15 protein-coding genes are annotated in these 15,177 nt (G+C 64.2%); 8 read left to right on the top strand and 7 right to left on the bottom strand.

Going from position 1 to position 15,177, the window contains the following annotated elements; translation table 11 throughout:
* Window positions 1-30 precede the first annotated feature (30 nt).
* Window positions 31-2,265, bottom strand: a complete 2,235-nt coding sequence (katG, locus tag NGM28_RS04885; RefSeq protein WP_252088881.1) for a catalase/peroxidase HPI — start codon at window positions 2,263-2,265, stop codon at window positions 31-33.
* A 317-nt stretch (window positions 2,266-2,582) separates the two neighbouring features.
* Between katG and NGM28_RS04880 the strand changes: the two genes are divergently transcribed.
* Both NGM28_RS04880 and NGM28_RS04875 read left to right on the top strand, forming a co-directional pair.
* Window positions 2,583-3,491: a LysR family transcriptional regulator gene (locus NGM28_RS04880; protein ID WP_252088880.1), complete on the top strand. Its 909-nt coding sequence runs from the start codon at window positions 2,583-2,585 to the stop codon at window positions 3,489-3,491.
* Window positions 3,492-3,592: 101 nt separating this feature from the next.
* Window positions 3,593-4,201 carry an ATPase gene (locus tag NGM28_RS04875; protein ID WP_240063581.1) on the top strand — a complete coding sequence of 203 codons (609 nt, stop codon included), beginning with the start codon at window positions 3,593-3,595 and terminating at the stop codon, window positions 4,199-4,201.
* Between the two features lie 75 nt (window positions 4,202-4,276).
* Here the strand turns inward: NGM28_RS04875 and NGM28_RS04870 are convergent, their stop codons facing one another.
* The 3 genes from NGM28_RS04870 to NGM28_RS04860 all read right to left on the bottom strand — a co-directional run bounded on the left by NGM28_RS04870 (window position 4,277) and on the right by NGM28_RS04860 (window position 7,612).
* Window positions 4,277-5,686, bottom strand: a complete 1,410-nt coding sequence (locus NGM28_RS04870; protein ID WP_252088879.1) for a DOPA decarboxylase — start codon at window positions 5,684-5,686, stop codon at window positions 4,277-4,279.
* A gap of 167 nt (window positions 5,687-5,853) precedes the next feature.
* Window positions 5,854-6,798, bottom strand: coding sequence for a LysR family transcriptional regulator (locus NGM28_RS04865; protein WP_252088878.1), 945 nt, complete (start codon window positions 6,796-6,798; stop codon window positions 5,854-5,856).
* A gap of 103 nt (window positions 6,799-6,901) precedes the next feature.
* Window positions 6,902-7,612 carry a YebC/PmpR family DNA-binding transcriptional regulator gene (locus NGM28_RS04860; protein WP_011533576.1) on the bottom strand — a complete coding sequence of 237 codons (711 nt, stop codon included), beginning with the start codon at window positions 7,610-7,612 and terminating at the stop codon, window positions 6,902-6,904.
* 262 nt (window positions 7,613-7,874) lie between these two features.
* On the opposite strand from NGM28_RS04860, the gene nspC reads away from it, so the two are divergent.
* Together nspC and NGM28_RS04850 are read left to right on the top strand one after the other, a co-directional pair.
* Window positions 7,875-8,972, top strand: coding sequence for a carboxynorspermidine decarboxylase (gene nspC / locus NGM28_RS04855; RefSeq protein WP_240063578.1), 1,098 nt, complete (start codon window positions 7,875-7,877; stop codon window positions 8,970-8,972).
* Window positions 8,973-9,002: 30 nt separating this feature from the next.
* Complete coding sequence (locus NGM28_RS04850; protein ID WP_252088877.1) at window positions 9,003-10,247, top strand: saccharopine dehydrogenase family protein; 1,245 nt, start codon at window positions 9,003-9,005, stop codon at window positions 10,245-10,247.
* A gap of 58 nt (window positions 10,248-10,305) precedes the next feature.
* On the opposite strand, the gene NGM28_RS04845 is transcribed toward NGM28_RS04850, so the two are convergent.
* On the bottom strand, window positions 10,306-11,352 hold the full coding sequence (locus NGM28_RS04845) for a class I SAM-dependent methyltransferase (RefSeq protein ID WP_252088876.1): 1,047 nt from the start codon (window positions 11,350-11,352) through the stop codon (window positions 10,306-10,308).
* Window positions 11,353-11,545: 193 nt separating this feature from the next.
* On the opposite strand from NGM28_RS04845, the gene NGM28_RS04840 reads away from it, so the two are divergent.
* From NGM28_RS04840 to NGM28_RS04830, 3 genes are all read left to right on the top strand, one after another.
* Complete coding sequence (locus NGM28_RS04840) at window positions 11,546-12,034, top strand: signal peptidase II (RefSeq protein WP_252088875.1); 489 nt, start codon at window positions 11,546-11,548, stop codon at window positions 12,032-12,034.
* 134 nt (window positions 12,035-12,168) lie between these two features.
* Complete coding sequence (locus NGM28_RS04835) at window positions 12,169-12,723, top strand: hypothetical protein (protein ID WP_252088874.1); 555 nt, start codon at window positions 12,169-12,171, stop codon at window positions 12,721-12,723.
* Window positions 12,720-12,914, top strand: coding sequence for a hypothetical protein (locus NGM28_RS04830; RefSeq protein WP_252088873.1), 195 nt, complete (start codon window positions 12,720-12,722; stop codon window positions 12,912-12,914). Before NGM28_RS04835 ends, NGM28_RS04830 begins: the two co-directional genes overlap by 4 nt.
* 50 nt (window positions 12,915-12,964) lie before the next feature.
* Here NGM28_RS04830 and NGM28_RS04825 read toward each other — a convergent pair whose 3' ends face one another.
* Window positions 12,965-13,813: a type 1 glutamine amidotransferase domain-containing protein gene (locus NGM28_RS04825; RefSeq protein ID WP_252088872.1), complete on the bottom strand. Its 849-nt coding sequence runs from the start codon at window positions 13,811-13,813 to the stop codon at window positions 12,965-12,967.
* A 13-nt stretch (window positions 13,814-13,826) separates the two neighbouring features.
* Window positions 13,827-14,132: a putative quinol monooxygenase gene (locus NGM28_RS04820; protein ID WP_240063568.1), complete on the bottom strand. Its 306-nt coding sequence runs from the start codon at window positions 14,130-14,132 to the stop codon at window positions 13,827-13,829.
* A 90-nt stretch (window positions 14,133-14,222) separates the two neighbouring features.
* Here NGM28_RS04820 and NGM28_RS04815 point away from each other — a divergent pair, with 90 nt between their 5' ends.
* Window positions 14,223-15,137: a LysR family transcriptional regulator gene (locus tag NGM28_RS04815; protein WP_252088871.1), complete on the top strand. Its 915-nt coding sequence runs from the start codon at window positions 14,223-14,225 to the stop codon at window positions 15,135-15,137.
* Window positions 15,138-15,177 lie beyond the last annotated feature (40 nt).

Genomic DNA, 15,177 nt, shown 5'->3' with positions numbered 1-15,177 from the left:
CCTGTGGGGCGGTTTTTTGCGACAGGTTGGCTACTTGAGGTCGAAGCGATCCAGCTCCATCACCTTCGCCCAGGCCGCGACGAAGTCCTTGACGAACTTCGCGGCGGCATCACTGCTGCCGTACACCTCGCTCAGGGCACGCAACTGCGCATGGGAGCCGAACACCAGGTCGACCCGGCTACCGGTCCACTTCACCGCGCCGGTCTTGCGGTCACGGCCCTCGAAGTGCTCGTTGTCCGCCGAGGTCGGCTTCCACTCCACGCCCATGTCCAGCAGGTTGCGGAAGAAGTCGTTGGTCAGCACGCCGGGCTTGTCGGTGAACACCCCCTCCTTGTTGCCGCCATGGTTGGCACCGAGCACACGCAGGCCGCCAACCAGCACCGTCAGTTCCGGCGCGGTGAGGGTCAGCAACTGGGCTTTGTCCAGCAGCAATTTCTCGGCCTTGACGCTGTAGCGCGCCTTGCTGAAATTACGGAAGCCGTCAGCCAGGGGCTCCAGCACGGCGAACGACTCGACATCGGTCTGTTCCTGCGAGGCATCCACGCGCCCCGGGTGGAACGGCACGCTGATCGTGTGCCCGGCATCCTTGGCGGCCTTCTCCACCGCCGCGCTGCCAGCCAGCACGATCAGGTCGGCCAGGGAGATCTTGTTACCTCCCTCGCTGCGGATCTTCTCCAGTGCCGCCAGCACCTTGTCGACACCCTGGTTCGCCGCCCAACCATTCTGCGGTGCCAGGCGCACCCGGGCACCGTTGGCACCACCGCGCTTGTCGGAACCGCGGAAGGTCGAGGCCGAGGCCCAGGCGGCGGCAACCAGCTCGGCAACACTCAGCCCCGACGCCAGCACCTTGGCCTTGAGCCCGGCGATATCGGCTTCGCTTGGCTGAGGGCCCGCCTTGGGCAGCGGGTCCTGCCACAACAGTTCCTCATTGGGCATCTCCGGGCCCAGGTAACGCGCCAGCGGGCCCATGTCGCGGTGGATCAGCTTGTACCAGGCGCGGGCGAACGCGTCGGCGAGCTGGTCGGGATTGTCCTTGAAGCGCCGGGCGATGGGTTCGTAGATCGGGTCGAAACGCAGCGCCAGGTCAGAGGTGAGCATCGAAGGCGCATGGCGTTTCGTGGCGTCATGGGCATCGGGCACGGTGTCGGCGCCCTTGCCGTCCTTCGGCCGCCACTGGTGCGCGCCTGCAGGGCTCTTGGTCAGTTCCCAGTCGAAGTTGAACAGGTTGTTCAGGTACTCGTTGCTCCACTTCGTCGGGGTCGAGGTCCAGGTCACTTCCAGGCCGCTGGTGATGGTGTCGCCGCCCTTGCCGGAGCGGAACTTGTTGTGCCAGCCAAAGCCTTGCTGCTCCAGGCCCGCCGCTTCCGGCTCGGGACCGACGTTGTCGGCGGGGCCCGCGCCGTGGGTCTTGCCGAAGGCGTGGCCACCGGCGATCAGGGCCACGGTCTCTTCATCGTCCATGGCCATGCGGCCGAAGGTGTCGCGGATATCCTTGCCCGAGGCGACCGGGTCGGGGTTGCCTTCCGGGCCTTCCGGGTTGACATAGATCAGACCCATCTGCACGGCGGCCAGCGGGTTTTCCAGGTTGCGCTCACCGGCCAGGTTGCGGCCCTGCTCTTGCGGGTGCTTGGCCGGTTCCGCTACCAGGTCGCCCTTGCCGGGCGCCTCGGCCTTGCCGTAGCGGGTGTCGCCACCCAGCCAGACCTTTTCCGAGCCCCAGTACACATCCTCGTCCGGCTCCCAGACATCGGCGCGGCCGCCGGAGAAGCCGAAAGTCTTGAAGCCCATCGACTCCAGGGCGACGTTGCCGGTGAGCACGATCAGGTCAGCCCAGGAAATCTTGTTGCCGTACTTCTGCTTGATCGGCCACAGCAGGCGCCGGGCCTTGTCCAGGCTGACGTTGTCTGGCCAGCTGTTGAGCGGGGCGAAGCGTTGCTGGCCGGAGCCGGCGCCACCGCGGCCATCACCGATGCGGTAGGTGCCGGCGCTGTGCCAGGCCATGCGGATGAACAGTGGGCCGTAGTGGCCGAAGTCGGCCGGCCACCAGTCCTGAGAGTCGGTCATCAAGGCGTTCAGGTCTTTTTTCAGGGCCTGGAAATCGAGGCTCTTGAACGCCTTGGCGTAGTCGAAGTCCGGGTCCATCGGATCGGACTTGCGCGAGTGCTGGTGGAGGATCTTCAGGTTGAGCTGGTCGGGCCACCAGTCACGGTTGCTGGTGCCACCACCAGCGGTTTGATGGAACGGGCATTTCGATTCGTTCGACATCTGCTTCTACCTTTTGGGTCGGATCTGTCCAGGTTTCCGGGCATTGTTGTGAACGCGGCGCCAGGTATTCGATCGGCCGGGCGCAAGGCCCGGGCCTACCCCTCATCAGGTGTGGCCGGTGTGCACCGCCACGCATCCCGCGACGGCTTTTCGCGGGGCCAGGGGAAAGACTAGTCGAGCTTGGGCAGAGGTCTAATAGAGGCAGTATTGAAGGTTGATAGCGTGGGTCTGTCAGCCGCCACGCCAGGCACATCGGTACAAGCCTCGCGCCCGGATCTGTGCTTGAATCGGCACTTTCCTCCGTCCAAGGGCCCTGCATGAACCGCAACGACCTGCGCCGCGTCGACATGAACCTGCTGGTGGTGTTCGAAGCGTTGATGCTCGAACGCAACCTCACCCGGGTCGGCGAAAAGCTGTTCATCACCCAACCCACGGTCAGCGCCGCCCTCGCCCGCCTGCGCGACCTGTTCGACGACCCGCTGCTAATCCGCAATGGCCGGGCCATGGAGCCCACGCCACGAGCGTTGCAGATCTTCGGTGAGCTGGCACCGGCGATGGATGTGATCTCGGCGGCGATCAGCCGGGCCAAGGCGTTCGACCCGGCCAGCAGCTGCAACGTGTTCCGCCTGGGCCTGTCGGACGATGCCGAGTTCGGCCTGTTCCCCGCCCTGCTCGAAGCCTTGCGCCAGGAAGCACCACAAATCAGCGTGGTGGTGCGCCGGGCCAACTTCCTGCTGATGCCGGGCCTGCTCGCTTCCGGCGAGATCTCGGTGGGGGTCAGCTATACCACCGACCTGCCGGCCAACGCGAAACGCCGCACACTGCGCGACATTGGCGTGCGGGTGCTGCGCGCCGACGACCGCCCCGGGCCATTGACCCTCGACGAGTACTGCGCCCGCCCCCATGTGATGGTGTCGTTCTCCGGCGACATGAGCGGCAATATCGACCTGGACCTGGCGCGCATCGGCCGCACGCGCAAGGTGGTGCTGGCGGTGCCGCAATTCGGCAGCCTGCGCGCACTGCTGCGCAACACCGAAATGATCGCCACCGTGCCGGACTACGCCGCCTGCGCCCTGGCCGACGACGGCAGTTTGCGCGCCGACCCGGCGCCTTTCGATGTCAGCGAGGCCGAACTGTCGATGGCCTGGAGCAGCGCCCACGACAATGACCCGGCCGAGCGCTGGCTGCGCGAACGCATCTTGCAGTTCATGAGCGCGCCACGCTGAACCATCGACGCCGTCGATAGCCACCATGCCTGCCATCGAGTTCCGTCCGCTGCTTCGCGCGAGGAAGATGGCGGCATTGGCACTTCGACGAGGCAACTCCCATGAAAACCGGCATGCTCGCCGCCCTGCTGGCCCTGTTCGCCGCCCTTGCGGGTTGCGCGGCGCCCGCCAGCCAGCAGCAGACACAACCCTACGGGCACTTCTACTCGGCCACCGAGTTGTCCAGCGTCACCCTGAGCCATGGCCAGCATGTGGCGGTGCTGCTGGGGCGCAACGCCGCCGCGACCCTGGATTACCTGCAACGTCATCGCGACCAGGCCGTGCCGGGCTCCACCAAGGGCACGCCGGTAGCCACCCTGGGTGGCAGCCAGGCCTATGCATGGCTGGCGCAATCGCTCGCCCAGACGTTCGCCGAAGTCACGTTCTACGACGACCTCGACACCCTGCTCGCCGACCGTCCGGATGTGATCGTGCTGCTCGATGCCCGCAGCCAACTGGCCAGCCCCGGCAGCGAGGCGATCCAGGCCAGCGTGGTGGCGCGGTTCTTCGATGACCAGCTGACCTACATCGGCCGCGCCGAGGGGGTGGCGAGCAAGCAGGCCAAGGGGGTCGACCTGGTGCGCCAACTGGATGAAGAGCAAGCCGTGCAGGCCGATGCGCTGAAGCAGTTCGACGCATCGCTCAAGCTGTTGATGCAAGGATCGGTGTAGGAGCCAGCTTGCTGGCGAACTCAGCCAACTCGGTGTGCCTTCGGTTCGCCAGCAAGCTGGCTCCTACATACAGGGTCAGGCGACGACGGTTTGCAGGCGTTGCCACAGGCGCTGCACATGCTCGCGTTCGGTCGGCAGCGCGCCGACGGACACCCGCACCATCCAGCGCCCTTCCAGGGTAGCGGGCGTCACATAGGCGTCGCCCGAGGCATTCAAGCGATCCGCCCAACCACGGGTATGGGCATCCAACGCCTCACCGTCCAGTCCGGCAGGCCGATGACGAATGCACAGGGTCTGCAACTGCACCGGTGCCAGCAATTCCCACTCACCCGACGCCTGCACCTGCTCGGCCAGCCAACGGGCATTGTCCAGGTCGCGGCGCAGGCGCTGCTGCAGGTTCTCCACGCCCTCGCTACGGAGCATGAACCACAGCTTCAACGCGCGGAACCGGCGCCCCAGCGGGATGCCCCAGTCACGCAGGTTCTTCACCTCGCCATCGACGGCCGATTGCAGGTAGCTGGGGTTGGTGCTCATCACCCGGATCAGGTGCTGCGGGTCGCGCACATAGTAGATCGAGCAGTCGAACGCCACGCCCAGCCACTTGTGGGCATTGACCACCACCGAGTCGGCCAGCTCGATGCCGTCCCACATCCAGCGGCATTCCGGCAGGATCATCGCCGAACCGGCCATGGCCGAGTCGACATGCAGCCACAGCTGGTTGGCCTGGGCGATCTCACCGATCGCGCGCAGCGGATCGAGCGCGGTAGTGGTGGTGGTGCCGGTGGTGGCGACCACGGCACAAGGCTGGTTGCCCGCGGCCAGGTCCTTGGCGATGGCTGCACGCAGCGCTTCGGGCTGCATGGCGAACTGTTCGTCGGTGGGAATCAGGCGAATATTGTCGCGACCAAAACCAGCCAGCAGCGCAGCCTTGTCCACCGAGCTGTGGGCGTGGGCGCTGACGTAAACCACCAGAGGCTTGGCCTGGGCCTGCAGGCCGCCACGCACCAGGGCGTAGTCGGTGGTCCGTTCCCGGGCGCAGATCAACGCCACCAGGGTGCTGGTCGAGGCGGTGTCCTGGATCACCCCGCTCCACTGGCTGGACAGCCCCAGCAGTTGGCGCAGCCAGTCGAGCGTGGTTTCCTCCAGCTCGCTCAAGGCCGGGCTGGACTGCCAGGACAGGCCGAGCACGCCCAGGCCGGTGCTGAGGAAATCGCCCAGCACCGACGACAGCGTGCCGTTGGAGGGGAAGTAGCCGTAGAAGTCCGGGTGTTGCCAGTGGGACAGCCCCGGCATCAGCAGTTGGTCGACATCTTTAAGGATCGCCTCGAAGGGTTCGGCCTGTTGCGGAGCCGTATCGGGCAAGGCGGCCTTGAGGTAGCCGGGCTCGACCTGGGCCATGACCGGGCGCTCGGCGACGGTCTGGCGGTAGTCGGCGATCAGGTCTATCAACTGGTGGCCGTATTGGCGGAATTGTTCGGGGGTCACTCGGCGGTCTCCTGTGGGTTGTCCGCTGCCTGTACCGGCCAGTTCGCCGGCAAGCCGGCTCCTACGTAGGAGCCGGCTTGCCGGCGAACTGGCTGTTGCAGACAACTCGATGCCCAGCAGTCTAGGCGGCCTCTTGCCAATGAATAACCCCGTATCGCGCATACCTGCTATGGCAATGCTGCATGCCCGCCTTGCACACCGAACTGCGACTGACGCCACAGCTCGAACACCCGGTTGCGCAACCAGCGGTGCTCGGCCGAGGCTTGCAGGCGCTGGTGCCAGACCACCCAGTAACGCTGGGTATGCGTGATGAACTCCATCGGCCGCCACGTCAGGCCATGGATCCGCGCCAACTGCGTGGCGATATGCTCGGGCACCGTGGCCAGCGCCTGGCCGTTGCCGAGCACCTGGACCATGGCGCTGAAGAACGGTACCTCCAGGCTGATTCGCCGTTGCATGCCCTGGGCGCGCAGGTGGCGGTCGATGAAGCTGTCCTTGTCGCCGCCACCGGACACCCGCACGTGCTTGAACGCCAGGTAGTCGTCCTGGCTGAGTTCGGCGCATACGGCCAGTGGATGGTCGTGCCGCATCAGGCACACCGCACGGTCCTCGCCGAGCAGGCGACCGTGCAGGTTGGGCGGCGACTCGTCGAACAGCGTGGTGGCCAGGTCGATCTCGCCACTGGCCAGCAAGGCGTACTGCCCGGCCTGCCAGGTGCGGTACTCCAGCGACACCCCCGGCGCTTCACGTTCAAGTGCCGCCACCAGCAATGGCAGCATGTGCTCGGCCACATAGTCCGACGCGGCCAGGCAGAAACGTCGTTCACAACGGGCCGGGTCGAAGGCGGCGGGCTGGCGCAAAGCGCTCAGCTCGTCCAGCACCTGGCGTAGCGGTTCTACCAGTGCCTCGGCGTGCTCGCTGAGCACGTAACCACGGCCCTGGCGCACCAGCAACGGGTCGTCGAAGGCTTCGCGCAGGTGGGCGAGTTGGCGGCTGAGCGCGGGCTGGCTGCAGCCCAGGCGCTCGGCGGCGTGGCTGAGGTTCTTCAGGTGCAGGAGGCAGTCGAGGGTGCGCAGGTGGGCGAGGCTGAGGGAGGCGAAGGTGGGGTTCATGCAGGCTCCCCTGTGTTGAATCCAAGTGCCCATTCGCCGGCAAGCCGGCTCCTACGGGGGAACTGCGTGTAGGAGCCGGCTTGCCGGTGAAGCGCTGGGTAGATCAGTCGGTCAGGCCGACATAGACGTTCTGCACGTCTTCGTTCTCGTCGATCGCCTCGAGGAATGCCTCGACCTCGGCCAACGCTTCGGCGCTGAGGCTGGCGGCACTCACCGGGTTCTTCGGGGTGTAGCCGATCTTCGCCGACGTCACGGTGAAGCCTTGCTCCGGCAGGGCCTTCTGCACCGCGTCCAGGTCGGTGGTGTCGGTGATGAACAGGGTCGAACCCTCTTCCTCGCCTTCCTCGAAGTCCTGGGCACCGGCTTCGATAGCCGCCATTTCCGGGTCGGCGTCACCTTCCGGGGTGGCCTCGATCAGGCCGACATGGTTGAAGTCCCAGGCCACCGAACCGCTGGCGCCCAGCTGGCCCTTGCGGAACAGCACGCGGATCTGCGCCACGGTGCGGTTGATGTTGTCGGTCAGGCACTCGACGATCAGCGGCACCTGGTGCGGGGCGAAGCCTTCGTAGCTGACGGCATGGTACTGCACGGCCTCGCCGTCCAGGCCTGCGCCTTTCTTGATCGCACGCTCCAGGGTCTCACGGGTCATCGAGGCTTTCTTGGCCTGGACGATGGCCAGGCGCAGGCGTGGGTTCATGTCCGGGTCGGCGCCGGACTTGGCCGCGATCTGGATCTCCTTGGCCAGCTTGCCCATGATCTTGCCCTTGGCGTTGGCCGCCGTTTCTCTATGCTTGGCTTTCCACTGTGCGCCCATATCGACTCTCTTTGTTTCAGCGGCCGGTTCAGGAAGCGACCGGCCAAAAGTGGGTGCAGTTTATACGCCCTCGGGCCAGGATCAACAACACATCGTGCAGGCGCGGAGCCTGAGCGCAGCCCCGGACAGTCACAATCTTCTGTTCAACTGGGCCTCTGACCCACGCAACTCAGACGAAATGCGCCTTGCGCCCTTTCGAATAGTGGCAAGTGAAGGCACAATGCGTGTCCTTTTTTTGGCCGGCCTGGCCGGGGGCCTTTAAATGATCAAGACGCCGTACTACCTCATCGATAAACAAAAGCTGCTGGGCAACATGGAAAAGATTGCCTACGTGCGCCAGCAGTCCGGGGCCAAGGCCCTGCTCGCCCTCAAGTGCTTCGCCACCTGGTCGGTGTTCGACCTGATGCAGCAGTACATGGATGGCACCACTTCGTCTTCGCTGTACGAGCTCAAGCTCGGCCGCCAGAAGTTCGAAGGCGAAACCCACGCCTACAGCGTGGCCTGGGCCGACGATGAAGTCGAAGAGATGCTCGAGAACTGCGACAAGATCATCTTCAACTCCATCGGCCAGCTCGAGCGCTTCACAGAACAGTCCGAAGGCAAGGTCCGCGGCCTGCGCGTCAACCCGCAGGTGAGCAGCTCCGACTACCTGCTGGCCGACCCTGCGCGCCCGTTCAGCCGCCTGGGTGAATGGGACCCGGAAAAGATCGAGAAGGTGATCGAGAAGATCTCCGGCTTCATGTTCCACAACAACTGCGAGAACGGCGACTTCAGCCTGTTCGACAAGATGCTGTCGCACATCGAAGAGCGCTTCGGCCACCTGCTGCACAAGGTCGAGTGGGTCAGCCTCGGTGGCGGCATCCATTTCACCGGCGAAGACTATGCGGTCGATGCCTTCTGTGCGCGCCTGAAAGCCTTCGCGGAAAAATACGCCGTGCAGGTCTACCTGGAGCCGGGCGAAGCCGCCATCACCAACAGCGCCTCGCTGGAAGTGACCGTGCTCGACACCCTGTACAACGGCAAGCACCTGGCCGTGGTGGACAGCTCGATCGAGGCGCACCTGCTCGACCTGCTGATCTATCGCCTCAACGCCAAGATGGCCCCCAACGACGGCGCGCACACCTATATGGTCTGCGGCAAGTCGTGCCTGGCCGGCGATATCTTCGGCGAATATCAGTTCGACAAGCCGCTGCAGATCGGTGACCGCCTGTCGTTCGTCGATACCGCCGGCTACACCATGGTCAAGAAAAACTGGTTCAACGGTCTGAAAATGCCGTCCATCGCGGTCAAGCAACTCGACGGCAGCGTCGAGGTGGTGCGCGAGTTCGGTTTCGACGACTACGTTTCGAGCCTGTCGTAAGACAGGCTTTCATGAAGGAGAGCAGCTGAATTGAAGAAGAACGTTCTTATCATTGGTGCAGGAGGTGTCGCCAAGGTGGTGGCCCACAAGTGCGCACAGCATAACGACGAACTGGGTCGTATTGCGATTGCGTCACGGAACATCTCCAAATGCCAGGCCATCATCGACAGCGTCAAGGCCAAGGGTAGCCTCAAGGTACCCGCCGACATCCAGGCCTTCTCGCTCAACGCCCTCGATGTCGAGGCAACCAAGGCACTGATCCGCGAAACCGAATCGCAGATCGTGATCAACGTTGGTTCCGCCTTCCTCAACATGTCGGTGCTGCGCGCCTGCATCGATACTGGTGTTGCCTACCTGGACACCGCGATTCACGAAGAACCGGGCAAGATCTGCGAAACCCCGCCCTGGTATGGCAACTACGAGTGGAAACACCTCGAAGAGTGCCAGCAGAAGAACATTACCGCCATTCTTGGTGTCGGCTTCGACCCGGGTGTGGTGAACAGCTACGCGAAACTCGCGCAGCAGCAGTATTTCGACCACATTGACTCGATCGACATCCTCGACGTCAATGCCGGTTCCCACGGCAAGTACTTCGCCACCAACTTCGACCCGGAAATCAACTTCCGCGAGTTCACCGGGCAAGTATGGAGCTGGCAGAACAGCCAGTGGACCAGCAACACCATGTTCGAGGTCAAGCGTACCGACGACCTGCCGGTGGTGGGTTCGCAGAACCTGTACCTGACCGGCCACGACGAGGTTCATTCGATCTCGAAGAACCTCAACGTGCCGAACGTGCGCTTCTGGATGAGCTTCGGCGAACACTACATCAACGTGTTCACCGTGCTGAAGAACCTCGGCCTGCTCTCCGAGCAGCCGGTCAAGACCGCCGAAGGCCTGGAAGTGGTGCCATTGAAAGTGGTCAAGGCCGTGCTGCCCGACCCCGCCTCGCTGGCCCCGGGCTACACCGGCAAGACCTGCATCGGCGACCTGGTCAAGGGCACCAAGGACGGCCAGCCGCGTGAGGTGTTCATCTACAACGTGGCGGACCACGAAGAAGCCTACGCCGAGACCGACAGCCAGGGCATCTCCTACACCGCCGGCGTGCCGCCGGTGGCTGCCGCCCTGCTGGTCGCCCGCGGCCAGTGGGATGCCGGGCGCATGGTCAACGTCGAGGAGCTGCCAGCCGAGCCGTTCCTCAAGGCGTTGGATGTGATGGGCCTGCCGACCCGCGTCAAGGATGAGAAAGGCGACCGTCCATGGGACGCTGAAGCCTAAGCTGCAGGATGAAGGGGCGCCGAATGGCGCCCCTTCTCTTTTCTGCGCAGCCCGGTTTCTATTTCCTGGCCTCCAGGATCAGGTTGAACGGCGTTTGCGTCGCCCGCCGGAACCGCGTGAACCCCGCCTCCTCGAACACCGCCCGCAGCCGCGCTTCGCCAGCCTGCGCCCCCAGCCCGAGCCCCACTTCCTGCGACAGCGAATTCGGCGTGCAGATGAAGGTCGAGGCTGCGTAGAACAACCGCCCGACCGGATTGATATTGGCGTCCAGCGTATCCTCGGCGAACGGCTCGACCAACATCACCGTACCATCCTCTTTCAACGCCTTGTAGGCATGGCGCGCCGCGCCGACCGGGTCGCCCATGTCGTGCAGGCAATCGAAGAAGCACACCAGGTCGAGATCATGGCCGGGATAATCCTTGGCCGACGCCTGGACGAAGCTCACCCGGTCGCCCAGGCCTGCTTCCCGGGCACGTTCGATGGCGGTGCTCACCGAAGGGGCATGGTAGTCGTAGCCCACGAAATGCGAGGCCGGAAATGCCTGGGCCAGGACGATGGTCGAGGCGCCATGGCCACACCCCACATCGGCCACCTGCGCCCCGGCCTGCAACTTGGCCACCACACCGTCCAGCGCCGGCAACCAGTCGGCCACCAGGAACGTCCGGTAGCCGGGGCGGAAGAAGCGCTCGGTACCACTGAACATGCAGGGGTGATGATCGCCCCAGGCCAGCCCGCCGTCGCCGCGCATGGCCGCCACCAGCTTGTCCTTGTCATGGAACAATGCAGCCAGCACCGCCGCGCCACCGGCCATGTAGGCAGGCGAATCCTCGAGCGCCAGGGTCAGTGCCTGCTCCTCGGGGAGGGTGAAGCTGCCATTGCGATGCTCCACATAACCTGCCGCGGCCTGGCCATTGAGCCACTCACGCACCAAGCGGGGCTGGCAGCCGGTGCGCTCGGCCAGCACCTCGGGCGTGACCGGCAGGCTGTCGGCCATGGCCCTGTAAAGCCCGAGCTCGTCACCGAGCACCACATTGGCCAAGGTCGCCGCCGCGCCCATGTCGCCCACCAACCTGCCCATGAATTCCTGAAGCCTTGCCTCGTCCATGACCTGACCTCCTCTAGCGGAAGGCCACCGTCGGCGATGTCCGGCCCGGGGGCGGTGGTCGAAGGGTTGCACAGCCCGCGCGTCATGCGGGTCCAGGCTTTAAGTCTAGACCCGCCTGCGCTATCTTCGCCGCGCTGTCGGCATGCCCGCCAATACCGGACGGCCGCGCCCGCGCAGCACAGGAATTGCCAGCATGTTCTCCAGCCGTACCCTCGTCCTGATCCTGGGCGTCGCCTTCATCATTCTCGACCAGTGGGTGAAGCTCATCGCCCTGGTCGCCCTGAAAAGCCACAGTTATGTTCTCGGCAACCAGAACTTCTGGCTGGACCTGGCCCTGAGCCTCAATCCCGGGGCCTTCCTCAGCCTCGGCGCGGGGTTGGCGCCCGGCCTCAAGCTACTGGTCTTCGTGGTCGCCGTGGGCATCGTGTGCTGCTGGGCCATGGCCTGGGCCTACAAGCACTGGCAAACGGCACCCGTCAAAGCTTGCGCAGCTTGGTTCATCGCCATGGGCGGCCTGTCCAACCTGATCGACCGGGTGTTTCGCGATGGCCATGTGGTCGACTACCTGGTACTCAATGTCGGCTCGCTGCACACCGGCGTCTTCAACCTGGCCGATATCGCCATCATGGCCGGTGCGGCGGTGCTGGTGGTCGATGGATTGACCAGACCGACCAAACGCTGAAGGTAGCCCCGGCTCACCACGCTCGGACCAATACTACAGCCCTAAGGGAAACTACCTCCGAGACTCTCAGGCCACTCCTGGCACAATCATCGTTACCCTCGTTGCACCTCACTTCTGCTTCGAACAGGAACGACATGGATGATCAGCTTCTGGCCCAACTCACCGGGCTCAAACGGGCCGCTAGGGGGCAAGCGCTGCTGGAGATCGAGCGAATGAACGGGCAAATGGCCAGCCTGCTGGAGATCGGCGAAATCGACACCCGCGCCATCTCGGCGCACGAACAGTGGCTTCCCGACCCGCACGATTTCGGTTGGGAACGGGTACCGCGCTGGAAAACCAGGCACGTCCACGCCCGTGCCCTCGACATCGCCCTGTGGCATGACGACCATCTGGCTGGCATGTGTTGGGCGTCCCCACTGGACAGCAAGGAAAAGATCATGGTGCTGTATCTGCAGCGCAATCCGGACGACGCACTCGCGACCAAGGGATACGTGGCGCCGCTTTGCCTGAGTGCCGTGCGCTATTACGCCTGGATGCTTGGCTTGAAGTGGGTGGTGATCAGAAATCCGCTCCCCCAGGCGCGCGCCGCCTACACTCAGGATGGCTTCCGCCAGGTCAGGGGTATTGGCCTTGCCTACAACCTTGCCCATGGTTACGCTGCTCTCGATCAAGAGGACCTCAGAACATGACCAAGCCCGGCGATTTCACTGCATCGGTCAACCACTTCAAGGCCATTGCCGATGAAAAGCTGGCTCGCTTGCGTGCATCGGCACAGTACGACAGTTTCCTCACCGACGCTGCCATTACAGCCTTTTCCAGCATCGAAACGTCCGCCTACGCAGGTCGCCCGCATAAGCCGCACAAGCGTACTGGCACCTGAGCGACAAGGGCCCTGACAGAGGAGCAGGGCCTTTGCTTGTTGCCAACGATTCAACCGCCGTTCTTGCCATCCTGGTCCAGTTTTTCCAACAACGCCTTGGCCAGCGCCTTGTCGGAGAATGGGTTCTGCCCGGTGATCAGTTCGCGATCGACCACCACATGGGGCTTCCAGGCATCGGCATAGCTCATGTCACCACCGGCGCCAGCCATCGCTTTCGCCGGATAGAACTGCAAGCGCTCCCCCTTCAGCGAACCCTCGAACACCTGCTCCTCCGGGTCGGAGAAAATGGTCATGCGATAACCCTGGTAGCGCCAGTCACGGGCCGCCGGAGCCTCGCCACGGGCCAGGGCCGCGCGGTAGGCCACCGGATCCTGCTGCGCGGACAACAACGTAATGGGGCCATGGCAGATGGCGGCGGTGGGCTTGCCAGCCTGGTGGAAGTGGTGCAGCAGTGCCCCTACCTGGGGGTTGTTGGCCAGGTCGATCAGCGGCGCATGCCCGCCTGGGATGAAGATACCGGCGTAACGGTCCAGGTCACCCGCCAGCACCTGGGTCAACGACAACGTGTCGTGGATGCCCGGCAGGTTTTCGACGACCTGACGGATACGCAGCATTTCCGCCTGGTCGCCACCGAAGTACATCGGGTCGACGGAACGCTCGTCGACGCTCGGCGCATTGCCCTTGGGCGTGACCAGCACCAACCTGTAGCCAGCCTTGAGCAACTGGTCGGCGGGCACGCCGAATTCGTTGAGGTAGTAACCGGTCGGGTAGTGCTTGCCATCCTTGAGCGCCAGCTGGTTTTCGCTGGACAGCAGCACCAGCACCTCGCCCTTGGGCGCGGCGACGGCGCCGCCAGCCATGAGCGCGCTGGCCAGGGCGACGGTTGCGAGTCTGGACATGATGATCTCCTGATCAGTTGAATGGGCTGATATCGAGTACACGGGCCAGTTGCACCCGTGTCGGTGCGGCCAGCCAGTCGACGGTGGCGGCGCGATAAGCCTGGTAATGGGAGCTGGCGCGGTGGGCTTCGACAGCAGCCTCGTCGGCATACAGTTCGAACAATTCGAATGCCGGTGAGTCGCCTTCGTGGGCGAACAGGTCATAGCGCAGGTTGCCGGGTTCAGCGCGGCTGTTTTCGACCATCAGGCGCAAGGCCGCTTCGATGGTGTCGCGGTGCTCAGGCCGGGGGTGGACAGTGGCGAAGATGGCGATGGGCATTGGCGCCTCCGAATGGATGTGAATGGGCACATGCTAACCATCGCGCTAAGATTCGATAATTCGAAAGCCTTTATTCCTGTAATCCAATTTATGAATATCGCCAACAAGGATCTCAACCTGCTGCACCTGTTCCAGGTGCTCTACGAGGAGCGCAACGCCTCCCGAGCCGCAGAGCGCCTGGCCCTCAGCCAGCCGGCCCTCAGCCACAAACTCAACAAGTTGCGGCACCAGTTCGGCGACCCGCTGTTCGTGCGTGCGCCACGCGGCCTCACCCCGACGCCACGCGCCCACGAACTGGCGCCCCAGGTTCAGGCGCTGACCGAGCAATTGAGGGGTTTCTTCGAGCGTTGCGACAACGAGGACTTCCTGGCCCGCCCTGCCCGCCTTCATCTATACAGCACCGACTACCTCGAACAGACACTGCTGCCTGGCCTGCTGCCGACCCTGCGCAGCCAGGCACCGAACCTCACCCTGGTCACCCACAACACCCGTGGCGAACTGCCGCGTGAGGCACTGGAGAAAGGCACCTGCGACCTGGCCATCGCCGGCTTCTACACCGACTTGCCGGACACCTTCCACCAGCAGCATCTGCTCAGCGAGGACTTCGTCGTGCTGGCATCGGTCGGTAACCCGCATCTGGCCGCAGGCATGAACCTCGAGGCTTTCCTGGAGTGCGAGCACCTGATCACCACCCTGACCGGCGACCTGGATGGCCGCGTCGATCGCGCGCTGCGCCGCCTGGGCCGTGAGCGCAGGATCATTGCCGGCCTGTCCAGCTTCATTGCACCCACACGGCTTGTGCGCGGCACCGACCTGCTGCTGACCTGCCTGAGGTCATTGGCCGAAGAGGCGGTCGAGCGTGATCCGGACCTGCGCATCCATCCGTTGCCGCTCGACTTGCCCAGAGTGCAAGTGATGCAGATCTGGCATGCGCGCACCCATGCCGATCCGTTGCGACGGTGGTTTCGCCAGCAGATCCAGGCAGTTGCGCAATCCATTCTGTAGGAGCCAGCTTGCTGGCGAAAGCGGTTCGCCAGCAAGCTGG

This window comes from Pseudomonas sp. MWU13-3659 (genome assembly GCF_023757525.1).
GTDB classification, from domain to species: Bacteria; Pseudomonadota; Gammaproteobacteria; order Pseudomonadales; family Pseudomonadaceae; genus Aquipseudomonas; species Aquipseudomonas entomophila_E.
Note: the sequence above shows the minus strand (reverse complement) of the source record. Positions and strands in the feature narration are given on the sequence as shown.

Coding starts and splice junctions, on each gene's coding strand:
- NGM28_RS04825 (WP_252088872.1), bottom strand. CDS start 13,813: ATGTCCAGACTCGCAACCGTCGCCCTGGCCAGCGCGCTCATGGCTGGC.
- nspC (WP_240063578.1), top strand. CDS start 7,875: ATGATCAAGACGCCGTACTACCTCATCGATAAACAAAAGCTGCTGGGC.
- katG (WP_252088881.1), bottom strand. CDS start 2,265: ATGTCGAACGAATCGAAATGCCCGTTCCATCAAACCGCTGGTGGTGGC.
- NGM28_RS04880 (WP_252088880.1), top strand. CDS start 2,583: ATGAACCGCAACGACCTGCGCCGCGTCGACATGAACCTGCTGGTGGTG.
- NGM28_RS04815 (WP_252088871.1), top strand. CDS start 14,223: ATGAATATCGCCAACAAGGATCTCAACCTGCTGCACCTGTTCCAGGTG.
- NGM28_RS04860 (WP_011533576.1), bottom strand. CDS start 7,612: ATGGGCGCACAGTGGAAAGCCAAGCATAGAGAAACGGCGGCCAACGCC.
- NGM28_RS04835 (WP_252088874.1), top strand. CDS start 12,169: ATGGATGATCAGCTTCTGGCCCAACTCACCGGGCTCAAACGGGCCGCT.
- NGM28_RS04845 (WP_252088876.1), bottom strand. CDS start 11,352: ATGGACGAGGCAAGGCTTCAGGAATTCATGGGCAGGTTGGTGGGCGAC.
- NGM28_RS04865 (WP_252088878.1), bottom strand. CDS start 6,798: ATGAACCCCACCTTCGCCTCCCTCAGCCTCGCCCACCTGCGCACCCTC.
- NGM28_RS04830 (WP_252088873.1), top strand. CDS start 12,720: ATGACCAAGCCCGGCGATTTCACTGCATCGGTCAACCACTTCAAGGCC.
- NGM28_RS04840 (WP_252088875.1), top strand. CDS start 11,546: ATGTTCTCCAGCCGTACCCTCGTCCTGATCCTGGGCGTCGCCTTCATC.
- NGM28_RS04875 (WP_240063581.1), top strand. CDS start 3,593: ATGAAAACCGGCATGCTCGCCGCCCTGCTGGCCCTGTTCGCCGCCCTT.
- NGM28_RS04820 (WP_240063568.1), bottom strand. CDS start 14,132: ATGCCCATCGCCATCTTCGCCACTGTCCACCCCCGGCCTGAGCACCGC.